The organism is Metapseudomonas phytobenefica (assembly GCF_043392685.1).
Lineage (GTDB): Bacteria > Pseudomonadota > Gammaproteobacteria > Pseudomonadales > Pseudomonadaceae > Metapseudomonas.
The window spans coordinates 38,327-57,769 of the sequence record NZ_JBHZGM010000032.1 but is presented as its reverse complement, the minus strand read 5'-3'; the positions used below and the strand labels follow the sequence as shown (position 1 = coordinate 57,769).

General features: G+C 64.2%; 14 protein-coding genes and 1 pseudogene. 4 read left to right on the top strand and 11 right to left on the bottom strand.

The features are described from left to right. Window positions 1-559: 559 nt before the first annotated feature. The gene (locus ACFW0B_RS21355) at window positions 560-913 is read right to left on the bottom strand and encodes a SpoIIAA family protein (RefSeq protein WP_226284418.1); all 354 of its coding nucleotides are present in this window, start codon (window positions 911-913) and stop codon (window positions 560-562) included. Here ACFW0B_RS21355 and ACFW0B_RS21350 point away from each other — a divergent pair. Beyond that, window positions 803-1,129: a hypothetical protein gene (locus ACFW0B_RS21350; protein WP_226284457.1), complete on the top strand. Its 327-nt coding sequence runs from the start codon at window positions 803-805 to the stop codon at window positions 1,127-1,129. The genes ACFW0B_RS21355 and ACFW0B_RS21350 overlap by 111 nt on opposite strands. Here the strand turns inward: ACFW0B_RS21350 and ACFW0B_RS21345 are convergent. From ACFW0B_RS21345 to ACFW0B_RS21300, 10 genes and pseudogenes are all read right to left on the bottom strand, one after another. Next, window positions 1,101-1,838, bottom strand: a complete 738-nt coding sequence (locus ACFW0B_RS21345) for an anaerobic ribonucleoside-triphosphate reductase activating protein (protein WP_449150968.1) — start codon at window positions 1,836-1,838, stop codon at window positions 1,101-1,103. The genes ACFW0B_RS21350 and ACFW0B_RS21345 overlap by 29 nt on opposite strands. 106 nt (window positions 1,839-1,944) lie before the next feature. Continuing rightward, window positions 1,945-4,116 (bottom strand): annotated as a pseudogene (locus ACFW0B_RS21340) (ribonucleoside triphosphate reductase); the annotation flags it as partial. 189 nt (window positions 4,117-4,305) lie between these two features. After that, entirely contained in the window at window positions 4,306-5,298 is a 993-nt protein-coding gene (gene moaA / locus ACFW0B_RS21335; RefSeq protein WP_151134657.1) for a GTP 3',8-cyclase MoaA, read from the bottom strand. A 105-nt stretch (window positions 5,299-5,403) separates the two neighbouring features. Next, window positions 5,404-6,369, bottom strand: a complete 966-nt coding sequence (locus ACFW0B_RS21330; RefSeq protein ID WP_449150967.1) for a peptidylprolyl isomerase — start codon at window positions 6,367-6,369, stop codon at window positions 5,404-5,406. Window positions 6,370-6,439: 70 nt separating this feature from the next. Then, complete coding sequence (narI, locus tag ACFW0B_RS21325) at window positions 6,440-7,135, bottom strand: respiratory nitrate reductase subunit gamma (protein ID WP_151134661.1); 696 nt, start codon at window positions 7,133-7,135, stop codon at window positions 6,440-6,442. Next, window positions 7,128-7,883, bottom strand: coding sequence for a nitrate reductase molybdenum cofactor assembly chaperone (narJ, locus tag ACFW0B_RS21320; protein ID WP_151134663.1), 756 nt, complete (start codon window positions 7,881-7,883; stop codon window positions 7,128-7,130). Before narJ ends, narI begins: the two co-directional genes overlap by 8 nt. A 2-nt stretch (window positions 7,884-7,885) precedes the next feature. Then, window positions 7,886-9,424, bottom strand: coding sequence for a nitrate reductase subunit beta (gene narH / locus ACFW0B_RS21315; protein WP_151134665.1), 1,539 nt, complete (start codon window positions 9,422-9,424; stop codon window positions 7,886-7,888). 11 nt (window positions 9,425-9,435) lie between these two features. Beyond that, the gene (locus tag ACFW0B_RS21310; protein ID WP_151134668.1) at window positions 9,436-13,191 is read right to left on the bottom strand and encodes a nitrate reductase subunit alpha; all 3,756 of its coding nucleotides are present in this window, start codon (window positions 13,189-13,191) and stop codon (window positions 9,436-9,438) included. A 67-nt stretch (window positions 13,192-13,258) separates the two neighbouring features. Next, window positions 13,259-14,650 carry a NarK family nitrate/nitrite MFS transporter gene (locus ACFW0B_RS21305; RefSeq protein WP_449150970.1) on the bottom strand — a complete coding sequence of 464 codons (1,392 nt, stop codon included), beginning with the start codon at window positions 14,648-14,650 and terminating at the stop codon, window positions 13,259-13,261. Window positions 14,651-14,693: 43 nt separating this feature from the next. Then, window positions 14,694-15,956, bottom strand: coding sequence for an MFS transporter (locus ACFW0B_RS21300; protein ID WP_151134671.1), 1,263 nt, complete (start codon window positions 15,954-15,956; stop codon window positions 14,694-14,696). Between the two features lie 231 nt (window positions 15,957-16,187). On the opposite strand from ACFW0B_RS21300, the gene ACFW0B_RS21295 reads away from it, so the two are divergent. From ACFW0B_RS21295 to ACFW0B_RS21285, 3 genes are all read left to right on the top strand, one after another. Then, window positions 16,188-17,990 (top strand): ATP-binding protein, encoded by a 1,803-nt coding sequence (locus ACFW0B_RS21295; RefSeq protein WP_151134673.1) that lies wholly within the window; start codon window positions 16,188-16,190, stop codon window positions 17,988-17,990. After that, window positions 17,987-18,625 carry a two-component system response regulator NarL gene (gene narL, locus ACFW0B_RS21290; protein WP_151134675.1) on the top strand — a complete coding sequence of 213 codons (639 nt, stop codon included), beginning with the start codon at window positions 17,987-17,989 and terminating at the stop codon, window positions 18,623-18,625. The genes ACFW0B_RS21295 and narL overlap by 4 nt, the downstream gene beginning before the upstream one ends. 121 nt (window positions 18,626-18,746) lie before the next feature. After that, window positions 18,747-19,424 (top strand): Crp/Fnr family transcriptional regulator, encoded by a 678-nt coding sequence (locus ACFW0B_RS21285; protein ID WP_151134677.1) that lies wholly within the window; start codon window positions 18,747-18,749, stop codon window positions 19,422-19,424. Window positions 19,425-19,443: the final 19 nt, after the last annotated feature.

Sequence of the window (19,443 nt, the reverse complement as noted above, 5' to 3'; positions counted from 1 at the left end):
CGTTCAAACTCGCTGTCAACACCTCCGGTTCAGCTTCATTCGCCAGCGGCGAACTTCTCGAAGCGAACCCTTCCAACACCTCGCCAAGAACTTAACTCATTGATCTACAAGGAGTTTTGCGTGGCGGCTGCGCCGGAAGTGGGGCGCATTATAGGGACGCAGAATCTGCCGTCAACACTTAATTGAAAACTTTTCGTCATCCCGTTCAAACAGCCTCCGCGCCCTCCCCTATATATAGAGGGCATCTGCCCAAGCTCCATACGGCATGCCAGCGCCTCGCAGGCCGAAATCAGCCCCGCCGGGTAGGCCACTTCCAGCAGACCGTTCCAACGAACACGAGCGGCAGAAACAAGAGGAACAGGTTCTTGGAAAATGCCTGGGCCACCAAGAACACAACCACTGAAACCATCAGCCCCACCAATAGCACCCCGGCATTCGGGCCACGGATCATGCCTGCGCCACCTCCCTCACTCGCAGCGGGTTATATCTGTGCCTGAGCACAGGCCGGAAATAGAAGCGCCGCCCAAAGGCGGCGCATGTCGGGCGGAACCTGGCAGGGCTAGTGCTGTAGCCATGCTTCGGCTTCGGCTGTTTGCTGTGAACCGAATGCCTTGATCGTCAGCCCCGGAATCAGCGCTCCCTCGACCTCGCTCACCTTCCTCACCCATTCCTTGTCGGCCACGACCGCCATTCGATCGAAACGCCTGGCCACCTTGAACAACTGCGGAATCTGGGACACCTCAACCGCCATTGCTCCCAGCGTAGGCATCTTGAATTCACCAACCCGATACAGCATCCGGCCATGAGCGATGCCTTCGGACTGCTGCGCCAATTGTTCTATTCCGGTTCGCATTTCACTGCTATCCAGCTTGCCGGCAAAGTTGACATCGATACGGTTCTCGCCAATTCGCATTACCTGGAACATAGCAACACCTCCAGAAGGGAGAGTGACTTTCACAATACGCCGCCTGCTGAAAACGACAAGGTGATCGCCGACGGCAAGAAAATCGCCCATGCCGGCCGCGAAGAAATCGTGCTTTTCGGCAATACCCCGGACAACCACCGGGGTCCGACTGCTGCTTACGGGCGGCGCCCCTGGCTCAGGCTTCGCGCAGTTCGAAGCGCCTGAACAGCTGCCCCAGGTAAGCCCACAACTCGTCGGCCTCGTCCGGGGTCGGTGCCGCGCCGAGGCTCATGTCCAGCATCTGCCCCGGCCGTGCAAGCTGCACCGCGAACCGTTCCACGCCGAGACCGGCAAGACGCTCGGCCAGACGCCGCACGCGCAGTGGGTCGAACAGGCGCCAATGCACGGTGGTGCGGCACTCGTAGGCGACTCCGCTGGCCAGCAGCAGATCCAGGCTATCCCAATTGGCCCGCCCGCTGCCGGCCACGCCGGTGATCAGTGGTACGTCCTCCTCGAGTGCCTTGACGTCGAACCCCACCCAGTCGCACAGCGGCAGCACCCGCCGCAGCGCGCCGGGCTTGATGCCGGCGCTGTGCAGGCCGACCTTGAAACCACGGGCACGAACCTCGCGCATGGCCTGCGGCAAGGCTGGCTGCAGGGTGGCCTCGCCGCCACTGAACACCACTGCCTGCAACAGTCCCTGCCGCTGCTTGAGGAAGGCCAGGACCTGCCCCCAGCTCATGGCAGGCTTCGCCCCACGGCGGATCAGTTCGGGATTGTGACAATAACGGCAGTTCCAGGCGCAGCCCTGGCAGAACAGCACACAGGCCAGGTGATCCGGATAGTCGAGGGTAGTCATCGGCAACAGCCCGCCGATCCGCAGCGAGCGTTTGCTGCCGGCGGGACGGACGGAATTCTGGCAATCGGCGTGCATGACGGTCTCCGCAAACGCGAGGGCCCGCCCGGAATCCCGGGCAGGCCGTCGAGAGGGAATGATCGGACTGTATGACGGATTCAATCCCTCAGTTTCGTCCCCCGGGTTCGTTGAAATGGCGCCGTTCGCGATGCTCCGACTGCTTGCCCGGATTGAAGGCCGCCACCGGACGGTGGTAGCCCATGACGCGGGTCCAGACTTCGCAGCGCTGGCGCTGGTCTTCGGGGAGTTGCACGGTTGCGTTCATGATGTTGCTCCTTGCTGTGGGTGGGTTCGTGGATCAGTTGCACGCGCCGCAGCACTGCTGCTTCTGCAACAGCACCTCGTCGCACTTCGGACAGAATTCGTGTTCGCCGGCCAGGTAGCCATGTACCGGGCAGATGGAGAAGGTCGGCGTCACTGTCAGGTAAGGCAGGTGGAAGCGGCTCAGGGACGTGCGCACCAGTTCCTTGCAGGCCTGGGCCGAAGACACACGCTCGGCCATGTACAGGTGCAACACGGTGCCGCCGGTGTACTTGCACTGCAGGGCGTCCTGCAGCTCCAGGGCCTGGAAAGGGTCGTCGGTGAAGCCCACCGGCAGCTGCGAGGAGTTGGTGTAGTAAGGCGCCTCTGGCGTACCGGCCTGGAGGATGCCGGGGAAACGCTTTCTATCTTCCTTGGCGAAGCGGTAGGTAGTGCCTTCCGCCGGGGTCGCCTCGAGGTTGTACAGATGGCCGCTTTCCTCCTGGAACTCCACCAGCTGTGCCCGCACATGGTCCAGCAGGCTAAGCGCCAGCTGCCGCCCCGCCTCGGTATGCATGCCTTCGCGGTCGGCGGTGAAATTGCGCACCATCTCGTGCAGCCCGTTCACGCCAATGGTGGAGAAATGGTTGCGCAGCGTGCCGAGGTAGCGCCTGGTGTAGGGATAGAGACCGGCGTCCATGTGATGCTGGATCACCTTGCGCTTGACCTCCAGGCTCTCGAAGGCCATGCGCAGCAGCTCGTCCAGCCGCTTGGACAGGCCCTCGACATCATCCCGGTAGAGAAAGCCCAGACGCGCGCAGTTGATGGTCACCACCCCCAGTGATCCGGTCTGCTCGGCCGAGCCGAAAAGGCCATTGCCGCGCTTGAGCAACTCGCGAACGTCCAGCTGCAGGCGGCAGCACATGGAGCGCACCTGATTGGGCTGCATGTCCGAGTTGAGGAAGTTCTGGAAATACGGCAGGCCATAACGCGCAGTCATCTCGAACAGGCGCGTGGCGTTGTCGCTGTCCCAGGGGAAGTCGTGGGTGATGTTGTAGGTGGGGATCGGGAAAGTGAACACCCTCCCCCGGGCGTCGCCGGCCATCATCACCTCGATGTAGGCACGGTTGATCAGGTCCATCTCGGCCTGCAGCTCGCCATAGCGGAAAGACATCTCCCGGCCGCCGATCACCGGCACCTGTTCACGCAGGTCTTCTGGACAGACCCAGTCGAAGGTCAGGTTGGTGAAGGGCGTCTGGGTGCCCCAGCGCGACGGCACGTTGAGGTTGTAGATGAACTCCTGCAACGACTGGCGCACCTCGGCGTAACCCAGGCCATCCTTGCGTACATAGGGCGCCAGGTAGGTATCGAACGAGCTGAACGCCTGCGCGCCGGCCCATTCGTTCTGCAGGGTACCGAGGAAATTGACCATCTGCCCCAAGGCGCTGGACAGGTGCTTCGGCGGCCCGGCCTCGACCCGCCCCGGTACGCCGTTCAGGCCCTCGTGCAAGAGGCTGCGCAGCGACCAGCCGGCACAGTAGCCAGCCAGCATGTCGAGGTCGTGGATGTGCAGGTCGGCCTCACGGTGGGCCTTTCCGATCTCCGCACTGTACACCTCGTCCAGCCAGTAATTGGCAGTGACCTTGCCGGAGACGTTGAGAATCAGCCCGCCCAGGGAATAGCCCTGGTTGGCATTGGCCTGCACCCGCCAGTCCTCCCGGTTGAGGTATTCGTTCATCGACGCCGCCACGTCCACCAGGTGCTTGCGGTCACGGCGCAACCGGCCGTGGCGCTCGCGGTAGACGATGTAGGCACGTGCGGTGGCGTAGTATCCGCCTTCCATCAGTACCAGCTCGACCTTGTCCTGCACCTGCTCGACATCCAGACTCTGCAGCCCCGGCAGACGGGCCAGCACGGCTATCGTCAGTGCCTCGGACTGGTCGGCGGCGAGCTCTCCGGTGGCCAGGCCTGCCGCCAGGATGGCGCGCTGGATCTTGGATTCATCGAAAGAGACTTCGCTGCCATCGCGCTTGAACAGGGTCCGTGGCCTGGGCATCGTTTTCCGGGTACTCATTCACACCTCCAGATCGCAACATATGGTGTTTTTTAAATTTGAAAACACAATATGCAGCGAATTATCCTCAGAGCAACGAAACAAAAATTGATTGCAATCAAGTTGGGAAAAAGTCGCTTGCGGGGAGGAAATGCGGGCCGACAGCAAGCGCCGAGCGACGCCTGCTGTCGATCAGCCGCCGCTGGCGTTCATGAAGCGCAACACCTGCACTTCGCCGGAGGCGCTGAATTCATGGCGCAACGGCTTGTGCGCCAGGCCGGCCTGAATCGCCTGAAGCAGCGGCGCGTCCGACTCCGGATAACGGCGCAACAAGGCACGCAGGTCGAGGGAATGCTCGTGGCCGAGACACAGCAGCAAGCGTCCCTCCACGGTCAGGCGCACCCGGTTGCAGGTGGCGCAGAAGTTGTGACTATGGGGCGATATGAAACCGATGCGGCTGTCCGGATAGCCCGCCAGGCGCACATAGCGTGCCGGTCCGCCGCTCTGCTCGGCACTGTCGAGCAGGCTGTAGCGCTGCCCGATCAGTTCGCGTACCTGGTCGCTGGAGCAGAAACTCTCACCGCGCGAACGACCGACGTCACCCAATGGCATTTCCTCGATGAAGCTGATGTCCAGGCCACGCGCCAGCGCATGGTCGACCAGCTCCACTACTTCGTCATCGTTGCGTCCCCGCATCACCACGCAGTTGAGCTTGATGCGCTGGAAACCGGCTTCACGCGCCGCGTCGATGCCGGCCAGTACCTGGGCCAGGTCGCCGGTACGGGTGATGGCCTTGAAGCGTTCGGGACGCAACGTATCGAGGCTGATGTTGAGACGTCTGACTCCCGCGTCGGCCAGCGGCCGGGCCAGTTTTCCCAGCTGCGAACCGTTGGTGGTCATCACCAGCTCGCGCAGCCCAGGCAGCGCAGCGATGCGCTCGCACAGGCCGACGATGCCGGGACGCACCAGCGGTTCACCGCCGGTCAGACGGATCTTCTTCACTCCGTTGGCCACGAACAGGCGCGCCAACCGTTCCAGCTCTTCCAGCGTGAGTACTTGCTGGCGCGGCAGGAACTTCATGTCCTCGGCCATGCAGTACACGCAGCGGAAGTCACAACGATCGGTCACGGAGATACGCAGGTAGTCGATGCGGCGGCCGAAGCCATCCCGCAGTTGTGTGTCCATCGTTGGATTACCTTTCCCGGCTTCTCCCCCGCCAGCGGAAGAGAGGAAGCTCTTCCGGGCGATGCTTGCGATCAGCCCCCGAATGAGCTCCGGGGGAAGCGGATGTCACTGCACCAGCGGGGAGTCGGCCGCCTCGATTACGATGCCCTGGATGTCCGCTGCACCGACCAGCCCCTTCAGGTACTGCTTCACCGCCGACTGCCAGACGCGCTGATCGAGCTCGTCGCGGATGCTGCACTCGACGGCTTCGTAAGGCAGCGGCTGGCCCTCGATGCGCTGATCGACGCAGACCAGATGGAAACCGTAGCGGCTCTCCAGCGGCCGCCCCGCCAGCCCCGGCGGCAGGCGGAACAGCTGACGCTCGAACTCCGGCACAGTCTGCCCCTTGCTGAGCTGGCCGAGGGCGCCACCCTGATCGCCAGACGGGCAGTCCGAATGGGCGGCGGCCAGTTCGGCGAAACGCGTCGGGTCGCGGGTCAGTTCGCCGAGCAAAGCCTCGGCACGTTCGCGGGTACGGCTACGTTCTTCGGCATCCTCCGGCGGGCAGGCCAGCAGGATATGCCGTACAGCCAGCAGCGGAGCGCTGGCAAAGCGCTCACGGTTGTTGGCGAAAAACTGCCGGCAGGCCGCCTCATCGGCGCTTGGCAGGGGTACCTCGCGCTCGATCAGCGCGCGGGTCGCGGCCTCCTCCTCGCTCTCCCCCGCCTGCGCCCGCACCCGCAGGCCCAACTCGGCGATGCGCTGCTGCAGCAACTCGCGGATCACCAGTGCCTGGCTGGCCAGGAACACCGCCTCCCGGCGGCTGCCGGCCGGGTGATACTGCAACTCGCGGGCGATGGCTTCGGGCGCGATGCGCACACCATTGACCTTGATCCGCGGCCATTCCTGCTCACTGCTGGCGATCAGCTCACCTGGTGCCTCGTCCTCCTCTTTCAGTGCCTCGTCCGTCTCGGAACGCGACTCGGGCACCACTTCCTGCACCACCGGCGCGCTCGCCAGCGCCTCGGGCAGCGGCTGCAGCCCTCCGCCGCAGCCACCACCATTACTGTTACCGCCGCATCCACATCCCATGATGAGTTCTCCGCTTCGCTTCAACCTGGTGAACCCGGTCCGCCGGAATGCCCGGTGGACCGGAGTCGTTTCAACCTTTCTGCCGGACGATCTGGTAGCGCCGCCCCAAGTACCACACCGGCGCACTGACGATGTGCACCAGGCGGGTAAAGGGGAACAGCACGAACAGGCTCAAGCCGAGGAATACGTGCAGCTTGTACACCAGCCCCACCGGAGCGATGTTCGCCGCCGCGACCTGCGGCTGCAGGGTGACCACCGCCTGCGCCCAGTTGCCCAGCAGCACCATGACCGAACCATCCAGGTGCTGGGCGGAGGCAACTATGGTCAGCAGGCCGAGCACCAACTGCGCCAGCAACACCAACAGGACGAGGATGTCGGACAGGTTGGAACTGGCGCGCACGCGCGGATCGTTGAGACGGCGGTACAGCAGCATCAACAGGCCGATCAGGCAGAGAACGCCGAAGAAGCCCCCGGAGACCATCGCCAGCAGTTGCTTGTTCGCGGTGCTGATGACCGTGTGATACACCGCCTCGGGCGTCAGCAGGCCAACGAAATGGCCAGCGAGGATGAACAGCACGCCGACGTGGAACAGGTTGCTGGCGATGCGCATGTAGCGATGCTCGGCCGGCGTACGGTTGAACACCTGGCTGGAACCGGCTTTCCAGCTGTACTGCGCGAGGTCGAATCGCGCCCAGCTGCCGATGATGCAGATGGCCAGGGCAACGTAGGGATAAATCCCGAACAGCAGCAGATTGACGTTAGACATTGCGAACCTCCCGGGCCGGCGCAGCGGCCTGCCCGTCTTGCTTGAACCCCACCCAGTGCAGCGGCACGGGCACTTCCTCGCGGGCCTTGCCTGGCAGGCCGGGCTGGCTCGGGCAGCGTTCCTGCTGCTCGGCCTGGAGGAAATCGACGGCCTCCTCCTCCCACACCTTGTCCAGAGCCTCCAGGCTGTCATCGCGCTGCTCGCCGGCTACCCGCTCGCGCACCTGCTCCACCGCCGCTGCCGGCTGCTCGCCAGCGATTTGCAACAGCGCACGGAAGCAGGCCGCGTAGGCGCTCCGGCGCTCTTCCAGGCGCGCCGCCAGCAAGGCCAGCAGATGCGCCACGTCAGCCAGGCCCTCGCGGGCTTCCAGGTCCTCGCGGCTGGCGAGGAATTCCAGGTACAGCGGGATGTAGTCCGGCAGCTCGCGCACGCCGATGGCAAAGCCGGCGGCCTCGTACTGGGCCATCAGGTCGACCATGGCCTGGCCACGATCGCGGGACTCGCCATGCACGTGCTCGAACAGCAGCAACGACAGCGCGCGGCCACGGTCGAACAGCTCGGAGTAACGCTCCTGCACATCCATCAGCTCGTCGCCGGCCAGTTCGTCGAGCAGCGCGATCAGCAGACTCCGCTGCTCAGGACTGATCTCGCGGGCACTGCCGATTGCCTCGTGCAACTCGGTACGGGCGCCTTGCAAGGCCTCGTCGGGATAGTCCAGCAACAGGGAAATCACCTTGAGAATGCGCATGTTCAGTCCTCCCACAGTTGCACGGTCTTGAGGATGTCGCGGCGGTTGGCCTTCCTGGCGCCGAACATGTTGGTGTCCGAACTGCCGCTGCAGCCGCTGCCGAAACTGAAACCGCAGCCCGAGCGCTCGGCGAAGGCGTCGCTCATGGCCTCTTCACGGTGCGCGGTGGGAATCACATAACGATCTTCGTAGTTAGCGATGGCCAGATAGCGGTACATGTCCTCGCACTGGGCGACGCTCAGGCCGACCGACTCCAGCACCTTGAGATCCTGCACGCCGTCGACCTGCTCGGCACGCTTGTAGGCGCGCATCGCCAGCAGACGCTTGAGGGCCAGCTTGACCGGCTTCTCGTCGCCGGCGGTGAGCAGGTTGGCCAGGTAGCGCACCGGGATGCGCAGGCTGTCCACGTCCGGCAACACGCCGTCCATGCTGACGCTGCCCTTGGCGGCGGCATTCTGGATCGGCGACAGCGGCGGCACGTACCAGACCATCGGCAGGGTGCGGTATTCCGGGTGCAGCGGGAGGGCCAGCTGCCAGTCGACGGCGAGCTTGTATACCGGCGACTTCTGCGCGGCCTCGATGACCGACCTGGGCACGCCGTCCTTCAACGCCTGTTCGATGACCTTGGGATCATGGGGATCGAGGAAGATTTCCAGCTGCTTCTGGTACAGGTCCTGCTCGCTCGGGGTGCTGGCCACCTCATGGATACGGTCGGCGTCATACAGCAGCACGCCCAGGTAGCGAATCCGGCCGACGCAGGTTTCCGAACACACGGTCGGCATGCCCGCCTCGATGCGCGGGTAGCAGAAGATGCACTTCTCGGATTTGCCGCTCTTCCAGTTGAAGTAGATCTTCTTGTACGGGCAGCCGCTGATGCACATGCGCCAGCCGCGGCATTTCTCCTGGTCGATCAGGACGATGCCGTCCTCTTCGCGCTTGTAGATCGCGCCGCTGGGGCAGGACGCGGCGCACGCCGGGTTCAGGCAGTGTTCGCACAGGCGCGGCAGGTACATCATGAAAGTGTTTTCGTACTCGCCATAGATGTCGGCCTGCACCTGGTCGAAGTTCTTGTCCTTGCGCCGCTTGGCGAATTCGGTGCCGAGGATTTCCTCCCAGTTCGGGCCCCACTCGATCTTCTGCATGCGCTGGCCGGAAATCACCGAGCGAGGGCGCGCCACCGGCTGGTGGTCGCCCAGCGGGGCGGTATGCAGGTGCTGGTAGTCGAAGTCGAACGGCTCGTAGTAGTCGTCGATGCTCGGCAAGTCCGGGTTGGCGAAGATGTTCGCCAGCACGCGGAACTTGCCGCCGATCCTCGGGTTGATCGAGCCATCCTTGTTGCGGACCCAGCCGCCCTTCCATTTCTCCTGGTTCTCCCATTCCTTGGGATAGCCGATACCGGGCTTGGTCTCGACGTTGTTGAACCAGGCGTACTCCATGCCTTCGCGACTGGTCCAGACGTTCTTGCAGGTGATCGAGCAGGTGTGGCAGCCGATGCATTTGTCCAGGTTAAGGACCATGCCCACTTGTGAACGGATCTTCATGGCATCACTCCTCACTCAATCTCGGTCGGCAGCGGTTGTGGCAGGGCGTCGCCATCGGGCCCGTCCAGCCAGTCCACTTTGTTCATCTTGCGCACCACGACGAACTCGTCGCGGTTGCAACCCACGGTGCCGTAGTAGTTGAAGCCATAGGCCAGCTGGGCATAGCCGCCGATCATGTGGGTGGGCTTGAGGACCACGCGGGTCACCGAGTTGTGGTGGCCGCCGCGGGTCCTGGTGCTCTCGGCGCCGGGCACGTTCACGATGCGTTCCTGGGCGTGGTACATCATCACCATGCCCTCCTTGACCCGCTGGCTGACCACCGCGCGAGCGGTGAGCGCGCCGTTGGCGTTGAAGCACTCGATCCAGTCGTTGTCTTCGATGCCGACCTTCTTCGCGTCGATCTCGCTCATCCAGACGATCGGGCCGCCGCGGCTCAGGGTCAGCATGATCAGGTTGTCGCTGTAGGTGCTGTGGATGCCCCACTTCTGGTGCGGAGTGATCCAGTTCAGGCAGATCTCCGGGTTGCCGTTGGACATCTTGCCCTTCACATAACCGGTCGAACGGGTGTTGATCGGCGGCCGGTAGCTCTGCAGGCCTTCGCCGAAGGCCAGCATCCAGGGGTGATCCTGGTAGAACTGCTGGCGGCCGGTGAGGGTGCGCCACGGGATCAGCTCGTGAACGTTGGTGTAGCCCGCGTTGTAGCTGACGTGCTCGTCTTCCAGGCCCGACCAGGTGGGGCTGGAGATGATCTTGCGCGGCTGCGCCTGGATGTCGCGGAAGCGGATCGACTCGTGTTCCTTGGGCAGGGCCAGGTGGGTGTGGTCGCGGCCGGTGAATTCCGATAGCGCGGCCCAGGCCTTCACCGCGACGTGACCATTGGTTTCCGGCGCCAGGCTGAGGATCACCTCGGCCGCGTCGATGGCCGTCTCGATCTTCGGCCGGCCTTGACTGACGCCTTCCTCGCGCACCTTGTAGTTCAGCTTGCCGAGGAACTCGACTTCGTGCTCGGTGTTCCAGGTAATGCCCTTGCCGCCGTTGCCCAGCTTGTCCAGCAGCGGACCCAGGGAGCTGAACTTCTTGTAGGTGTTCGGGTAGTCGCGCTCGATGACCGTGATGTTCGGGCAGTTCTTGCCCGGTTGCGGGGTGACGCCGGCAGTCTTCCAGTCGCTGCCGCCGAATGGTTGCGCCAGTTCACCGGGGGTGTCGTGCAGCAGCGGCACGGTGACCAGGTCCTTCTCCACGCCCAGGTGCCCCTCGGCCATTGCCGAGAAAGCCTTGGCGATGCCCTTGTAGATCTCCCAGTCGGAGCGCGCCTCCCAGGCCGGATCGATGGCCGCCGACAACGGGTGGATGAAGGGGTGCATGTCCGAGGTGTTCATGTCGTCCTTCTCGTACCAGGTGGCGGTCGGCAGGACGATGTCGGAATACACGCAGGTGGAGGACATGCGGAAGTCGAGGGTGGTCACCAGGTCGAGCTTGCCGATGGCGCCCTCGTCCACCCACTCGGCTTCCTCTGGTTTGAAGCCGCCGCGCTTGCCGAGGTCCTCGTTCATCACCCCGTTACGTGTGCCCAGCAGGTACTTGAGCATGTACTCGTGGCCCTTGCCGGATGAGCCCAGCAGGTTGGAGCGCCAGATGAACATGTTGCGCGGGAAGTTGTCCGGGTTGTCCGGCTGCTCGCAGGCGAAGCGCAGGCTGCCGTCCGCCAGTGACTTGACCACGTAGTCCGCGGGCTCCATGCCGGCCGCCGCGGCATCACGGGTGATCTGCAGCGGGTTGCGGTTCAACTGCGGTGCGCTGGGCAGCCAGCCGGCGCGCTCGGCGCGGATGTTGTAGTCGAGCATGTGCTCGGGGAACCGCGACTTGTCGGCCAGCGGCGAGAGCACCTCGTGGATGCTCATCTTCTCGTGGCGCCACTGCGAGCTGTGGTTGTAGAAGAAGCTGGTGCCGTTCATCTGCCGCGGTGGACGGTGCCAGTCGAGGCCGAAGGCCAGGGGCAGCCAGCCGCACTGCGGACGCAGCTTTTCCTGGCCGACGTAATGGGCCCAGCCGCCACCGGTCTGACCCACGCAGCCGCACAACATCAGCATGTTGATCAGGCCACGGTAGTTCATGTCCATGTGGTACCAGTGGTTCATCGCCGCCCCGACGATGATCATGCTACGGCCATGGGTCTTGTCGGCGTTGTCGGCGAATTCGCGAGCGACCTGGATGACCTTCTCGCGTGAAACCCCGGTGATCTGCTCCTGCCAGGCCGGTGTACCGGGAACGCCGGCATCGTCATAGCTGCTGGCGACGTGCTTGCCGCCCAGGCCCCGGTCGATGCCGAGGTTGGCGGCCATCAGATCGAATACGGTGGCGACCTTCACGCTGCGGCCATCGGCCAGGGTCAGGCTCTTGACCGGCACGCGGCGCAGCTGGATTTCCTCGCCCGCAACGTGACTGAAGTGCTCGTGGCTCAGGCCGCCGAAGTACGGGAAGGCGACCTCCACGGCCTCGCCGTCATCGACCTGGGTAAGCTGCAGATCGACCTCGCGACCTTCCCTGCCCTCGCGGGCCTCGATGTTCCACTTGCCCTTCTCGCCCCAGCGGTAGCCGATGGCGCCCTGCGGCGACACCAGCTCGCCGCTGGCATCCATGGCAATGGTTTTCCACTCGGGGTTGTTGTCCTGGCCGAGATTGCCGGTCAGGTCGGAGGCGCGCAGGAAACGGTCGGCGACGTGGCTGCCGTCCTTCTCCTCCAGCAGCACCAGCATCGGCAGGTCGGTGTAGCGCTTGGCGTAGTCGCGGAAGTAGGCGCTGGGCTTCTCCAGATGGAATTCCTTGAAGATGACGTGGGCGAAGGCCTGGGCCAGTGCCGCGTCAGTACCCTGCTTGGGGTTGAGCCAGAGATCGGTGAGCTTGGCGACTTCCGCATAGTCCGGGGTGATGGCCACGGTCTTGGTGCCCTTGTAGCGCACCTCGGTGAAGAAGTGGGCGTCCGGGGTCCGGGTCTGCGGTACGTTGGAGCCCCAGGCGATGATGTAGTTGGAGTTGTACCAGTCGGCGGACTCCGGCACGTCGGTCTGCTCACCCCACACCTGCGGCGAGGCCGGCGGCAGGTCGCAGTACCAGTCGTAGAACGACAGGCACACCCCGCCGATCAGCGACAGATAGCGGCTGCCGGCGGCGTAGCTGACCATCGACATGGCCGGGATCGGCGAGAAGCCGATCACCCGATCCGGGCCATACCGCTTGACCGTGTAGACGTTGGCGGCGGCGATGATCTCGTTGACCTCGCTCCAGCTGGAGCGGATGAAACCGCCCATGCCGCGCTTGCTCTTGTAGCTGGCGGCCTTGACCGGATCCTCGACGATGCTGGCCCAGGCCTCCACCGGCGCCAGGCTGCGGCGCGCCTCGCGCCACAGCTTGAGCAGCGGCTTGCGTACCTTGGGATACTTCAGGCGGTTGGCGCTGTAGATGTACCAGCTGTAGCTGGCGCCGCGCGGGCAGCCGCGCGGTTCGTGGTTGGGCAGGTCGTTGCGGGTGCGCGGGTAGTCGGTCTGCTGGGTCTCCCAGGTGATCAGGCCGTTCTTCACGTAGATCTTCCAGGAACAGGACCCGGTGCAGTTCACCCCGTGGGTGGAACGCACGATCTTGTCGTACTGCCAGCGCGAGCGGTAGACGTTCTCCCAGTCACGCGACTCCTTGCGCGTCTCGCCATGACCGTCGGCGAACTCTCCTTGCTTGCGATTGAAGAAGCGCAGCTGGTCGAGTAGATGGCTCATTTACTTTTCCTCTCAGGCTGAGCGCAGGCAGTTGCCCCTGCGCTCGTCATCTTTCTTGAAGGCGAACTCAACAGGGGGTTTCCGCGCCTTTGCGCGAGTACCACCACCAGGTAACCAGGATGCAGCTCGCGTAATAGCCGACGAACACGTACAGGGCGACCTCCGGCCCTCCAGTGAGGGCGATGGAGCTGCCGAACGACTTGGGAATGAAGAAGGCACCGAACGCCCCGATGGCCGAGCTGAAACCGAGCACCGCGGCCGACTCCTTGCCGGCGGACTTGAGCGCCTGCTCCCTGGCCGCCGTGCCCTTGCCGGCACTGAGGTGCTCATGCAGGGTGCGGAAAATCACCGGGATCATGCTGAAGGTCGAGCCGTTGCCGATGCCGGTGGCAACGAACAGCAGCATGAACATGGCCAGGAAACCGTAGAAGTTGCCCTCCTCCCCGCCATGGGGCAGGAAGGCGATGACCCCGAACACCGCAGCGATCATCACCACGAAGTTCCACAGGGTGACCCGCGCGCCGCCCAGCCTGTCCGCCACCCAGCCACCCAGCGGCCGTGCCAGGGCGCCTACCAACGGGCCGAGGAAGGCGAACCGCAAGGCGGTGACTTCCGGGAAGGACGTCTTTATCAGCAGCGGGAAAGCCGCGGCGAAACCGATGAAGGAACCGAAGGTGGCCAGGTACAGCCAGCACATCAGCCAGTTGTGCTTGCGCTTGAAGATCACCGCCTGCTCGGAGAAGGAAGCACGGGCCGAGGCCAGGTCGTTCATGCCGAACCAGGCCGCCACCATCACCGCGCAGATCATCGGAACCCAGATCAGGCCGGCGTTCTGCAGCCACAGCTGGCTACCGTCGGCCAGTTCCTGCGGCTTGCCGCCAAGCGCACCGAACAGGCCGAAGCCGATCACCAGCGGGACCAGGAACTGCATGGCCGAGACACCCAGGTTGCCCAGTCCGGCGTTCAGGCCCAGGGCGGTGCCCTGCTGGGACTTGGGATAGAAGAAGCTGATGTTGGACATCGAGGAGGCGAAGTTGCCGCCGCCGAAGCCGCACAGCAGGGCGATGATCACGAACACGCTGTAGGGCGTGGCCGGGTTCTGCACGGCAATGCCCATCCACACCGCCGGTATCAGCAGCGAAGCGGTGCTCAGCGCGGTCCAGCGCCGGCCGCCGAACACCGGCACCATGAACGAGTAGAAAACGCGCAGGGTCGCGCCGGACAGCCCCGGCAACGCTGCCAGCCAGAACAGCTGGTCGGTGCTGAAGGTGAAACCGATGGCGTTCAGGCGGACGATCACCGTGCTCCATACCATCCACACGGCAAAAGCCAGGAACAGCGCGGGAATCGAAATCCACAGGTTGCGGGTGGCGATGGCCTTTCCCGTGGTTCCCCAGAAATGCGGGTCCTCCGGGCGCCAGTCCTCGATCGCCGCCCCCTGCCGGGGCGACTGCCTCATGGCCGGATTCTTGGTTGCGGACATGCTCTGTCTCCTAGAAGCGTCAGGAAGCGGAACTCATGGGGGCGGACGAACCCGTACCCATGACAGGGGTTTTGCGAACCTCGCTGAAGTACATCCAGATCAGGGAGACCCAGACCACGCCGTACATCAGCATGAAGCAGGAGCTGCGCACGCCGGTGAGGTCCACCAGGGCGCCAAAGAGGATCGGCAGGACGAAGCCACCCAGGCCGCCGGCCAGCCCGACGATGCCGGACACGGCGCCCATGCGATCGGGAAACTCGTCGGAGATGTACTTGAACACCGAGGCCTTGCCGAAGGCCCAGGAGATGCCCATGACGAACATCAGCGCGGTGAACATCCAGGCGTTGAGGCCGATGTGGAAAGTGCGCGGCCCGTCGACGGTGTGCACGGTGAAGTCGGTTTGCGGATAGGACAGGATGAACAGGCAGATCCAGCTGACCCACATCACCCACCAGGTCACGCTGTGCGCGCCCCACCTGTCCGACATCCAGCCGCCGATGGCGCGCAGCACGCCACCCGGCAGGGAGAAGCAGGCAGCCAGCAGCGCCGCGCCCTGCAGGCTGAAGTCGTATTCCTGCACGTAGTACCTGGTCATCCACAGGGCCAGGGCCACGTAGCCGCCGAAGACAATCGAGTAGTACTGGCAGTAGCGCCACACGCGCGGGTCCTTCAGGGTCTTCAGCTGCTCGGCCAGTGACACGCCATCGGCCACCCGATGGGTCTTGTTGTCGTAGCTGAAGAACCAGAACAGCAGCGCCGTGACGAACATGATCGCCGAGTAGACCTTGGGCACCATCTGCCAGCTGGCCGCGGCGATGATCGCCGGGGCGACGAATTTGGTCAGTGCCGAACCGGCGTTGCCCGCGCCGAAGATGCCCATGGCCAGGCCCTGGTTGGACGCGTCGAACCACTTGGCGACGTAGGCGATGCCCACCGAGAAGGAGCCGCCGGCCAGGCCGACGAACAGGCCAAGCACCAGGAACTGCCAGTACTCCGTCGCCTGGCTGATCAGGTAGAGGGGCAGCACGCACACCAGCATCAGAACGAAGAACACGATGCGGCCGCCGAAGCGGTCGGTGAGCATGCCCAGCGGCAGGCGCACCAGCGACCCGGTCAACACCGGTGTGGAAGCCAGCAGGCCGAACTGGGTCTCGTTGAGCTGCAACAGTTCCTTGATGGGCACGCCGAGCACCGCGAACATCATCCACACCATGAAGCAGATGGTGAACGCTGCGGTACTCATCCCCAGCACCAATCCCTGTTGCACTTTCCTGCTCGCCATGAACGCTCTCCCAAGCGGCTTTCATGGCGGCAGGCTATTTCCCGACGGCTGATTTCCCTTGACCTGGATCAAGGAGCCAACGGCGGACACAGCCCTACCATTCCGCCATCTACCACCAAAGTGGTAGGTAGGCGATGCCCAACTAAGTCCTTTAAAATCAATGTTTTACACGACTTACAGACAAACTCGGCGCCGCCTGGAAGCCATTCGAACTCTTTGGAGGTAGCGGTCATGCCGGACTGGTTCAAGGGCTCACTGCCGGCCCGGGCCGGGCTCGCGGTGATACTGATCGCGATGCTGGCTTTCTCCAGCGCGTTCAGCGCGGTACTCATCGCCCTGATCAGCGAGGATGATGCGGCAGCCATCAACACCGCCGGCTCGCTGCGCATGGCGACTTATCGCCTGAACTGGCAGCTGGAGGCCGATGCCGCCCCGCAAACCATCACCCGCCTTCGTGACGACATGCAGCGCCGCCTGGACAGCGAATCGCTGAAACAGATGGTCGGCGAAGAACGAGACGACCCACTCGGCATCACCTTCGACAACATTCAGCGGCAATGGCGGGAACACTTGCTGCCAGCCCTCGAACGGGGTGACGGCATGGCGTTCGCGCAACAGTCCGAAGCCTTCATCGGCGAGCTGGAGCACTTCGTACTGCAACTCCAGAAAGAGAGCGAACGGCGCCAGGGCTGGCAGCAGAGCATCCAGGGCGCAGCCTTGCTGCTGACGGTGGTGATCCTGATCGTCGGCATGTTCGAGCTGCAAAGCAGCGTCCTCAATCCCCTGCAGGAACTGGTCAGCACCGCCGAGCGCTTCCGCTCTGGCGACCTCAACGCCCGCATCGAATACCGTTCCCGCGACGAACTCGGACAGATGGCGGACAGCTTCAACGCCATGGCCGATGCCATCGAGGAATCGCATCGGACCCTGGAGTCGCGCGTCGCCAGCAAGACCCGCGAACTGGAGCAGAGCAACGCGGCACTCGAACTGCTCTACCAGAGCAGCCGCAGCATCGCCAGCCAACCCGCCAACGCCGACCAGCTGCACGAACTGATCGACCGTTTCCAGCAACGCTTGCCAGGCCTCAGCCTCTCGCTCTGCCTCAATGGCGGGCAGAAGCAGCCCGTCGAACAATTGATCGCCCTGCACAGCGACGCAAGCCGCGAAATCTGCGCGCCGGGCGACTGCGCGACCTGCCAGCGGCAACGCATGCCCAACCGCATCAGCGTGCCGATCAACTCCCAGGGAGAATCCCTGGGTGACCTGCGCGCCCACTACCTCGATGGGCACGCACCGCTCGGCTGGGAACGCGAGCTGATCGAAGCGCTGGCTCACCTCATCGGCACCGCTCTGTCCCTGGAACGCCAGCGTGAACAGGACCACCGCCTGGTATTGCTCGACGAGCGCACAACCATCGCCCGCGAGCTGCACGACTCGCTGGCCCAGGCCCTGTCCTACATGAAGCTGCAGGTAAGCCGCCTGCAAACCCTGATTCGCCGGGGCGAAAGCGGCGAGCATCTGCTGGAGGTCAGCGACGAGCTGCGCGAAGGCCTTAACAGCGCGTACCGCCAACTGCGCGAATTGCTGACCACCTTCCGCCTGCAGATCCAGGAAGGCGGCATCGAGCAGGCTCTGGACGACACCGCCCGCGAGTTCGCCGAGCGCGGCAACCTGCAGGTGCTGCTGGACAACGAACGACTGGCCTTCACCCTCTCCGCCACCGAGCAGATCCACCTGCTGCAGATCACTCGCGAGGCGCTTTCCAATTGCGCGCGGCACGCCCAGGCCGAGCACGCCTGGGTGCAGCTGCGCCAGCGTGGCGATGACGTCGAGCTGATCATCGAGGATGACGGCATCGGCATCACCCCAGGCTTCGACAGCCGCCAGCACCACGGCCTGAACATCATGCAGGAGCGAGCCCGCAGCCTGGGCGGCACGCTCACCCTTTCACGCAGGGAGCCCCATGGCACCCGGGTTCGGCTCAAGTTCTGCCCGGGCTTCCTGCGCCAACTGGACCCCGAGGCACTCTCATGAACGCAATGCTCCCTCACACGCTGCTGCTGGTCGACGACCACCCGATGATGCGTCGCGGCCTGCGCCAGCTCATCGAACTGGAAAACGACCTGGTGGTGGTGGGTGAAGCGAACAATGGCATAGAAGCCTGCGCGCTGGCGGCCAGGCTCTCGCCGGACCTTATCGTGCTGGACAACAACATGCCCCAGCTCAACGGCGTGGAGACGCTCAAGCGCCTGCGCGAACAGGGCTTCGCCGGCAAGGTCCTGCTGTTCACCGTGTCCGATGCCGAGCAAGACGTGCGCGACGCCATGCGCTTCGGCGCCGACGGCTACCTGCTCAAGGACATGGAGCCGGAGCACCTGATCAGCCGCCTGCGCGAAGTGCTGCGCGGCGCCCTGGTGGTCAGCCCGGCGCTGACCGCCGTCCTCGCCCAGGCGTTGCGGGCACCACAGGGCGCCAGCTCGCTGGACCTGACGGACCGCGAGCGCCAGGTCCTGAAGATGATCGCTGCGGGCCTCAGCAACAAGATGATCGGCAACAAGCTGGGCATCACCGAAGGCACGGTGAAGGTCCATGTGAAGAACCTGCTGCACAAGCTGGGGCTGCGCTCACGGGTCGAAGCCGCCGTCTGGGCGATGGAGAACCTGCGCTGAGACACATGAGCCGGCTCTCCAGGCACCTGGCGCCATCCGGCCTGCCTCTTTCGAGGTAGTACCTGGGAGGAATGGGAGCCATCCCCCGGGCGCTCTAGCATGGTGGCATGGGAGGTGGACCATGCTCACAGACGTGGCAACGCAACAGGCCCTGCGCCAGCATCACCTGTTCGACCGGCTGCCGGAGACGCCCTTTCACGCACTGTGCAACCTGGCGGTAAGCCGCCGGCTGGGCAGCGGCGACATCCTCTTCCACCAGGGCGAGACGGCCGAGCGCTTCTACCTGCTGCTCGCAGGCCAGATGAAGCTCACCCGGGTGCTGCCCGATGGCCAGGAGAAGCTGGTCGAGGTGATCGTGCCCGGCCAGTGCTTCGCTGAATCCCTGCTGTTCAGCGGCCTCCGCCGTTACCCGGTGACGGCCTGCGCCCTCAAGCCGAGCAGCTTGGTAAGCCTCGACGGCAGCCATTACCGGAGCCTGCTGGAAGATCAACCGAAGATCTGCCTCGAACTGCTGGCCAGCCTCAGTACTCGCCTGCATCAACGCCTGGATGAAATCGACACCCTGACCCTGGCCAATGCCGGCCGCCGGGTGGCGCGCTTTCTCTGCCAGGAGCAGGAGGCCGGCAACGGCGAGATCCGCTTCAACGTACCAAAGCGCCTGATCGCTTCGCGGCTGGGCATCCAGCCGGAGACCTTCTCGCGCATCCTGCACCGGCTGATGGACGCCGGGCTGATTGCCATGGAGCGGCGTCAGATCCGCGTGCTGGACACGCCGAGCCTGGCCAACTACTGCGAATGAAACCGGCGGCGTCACGCCC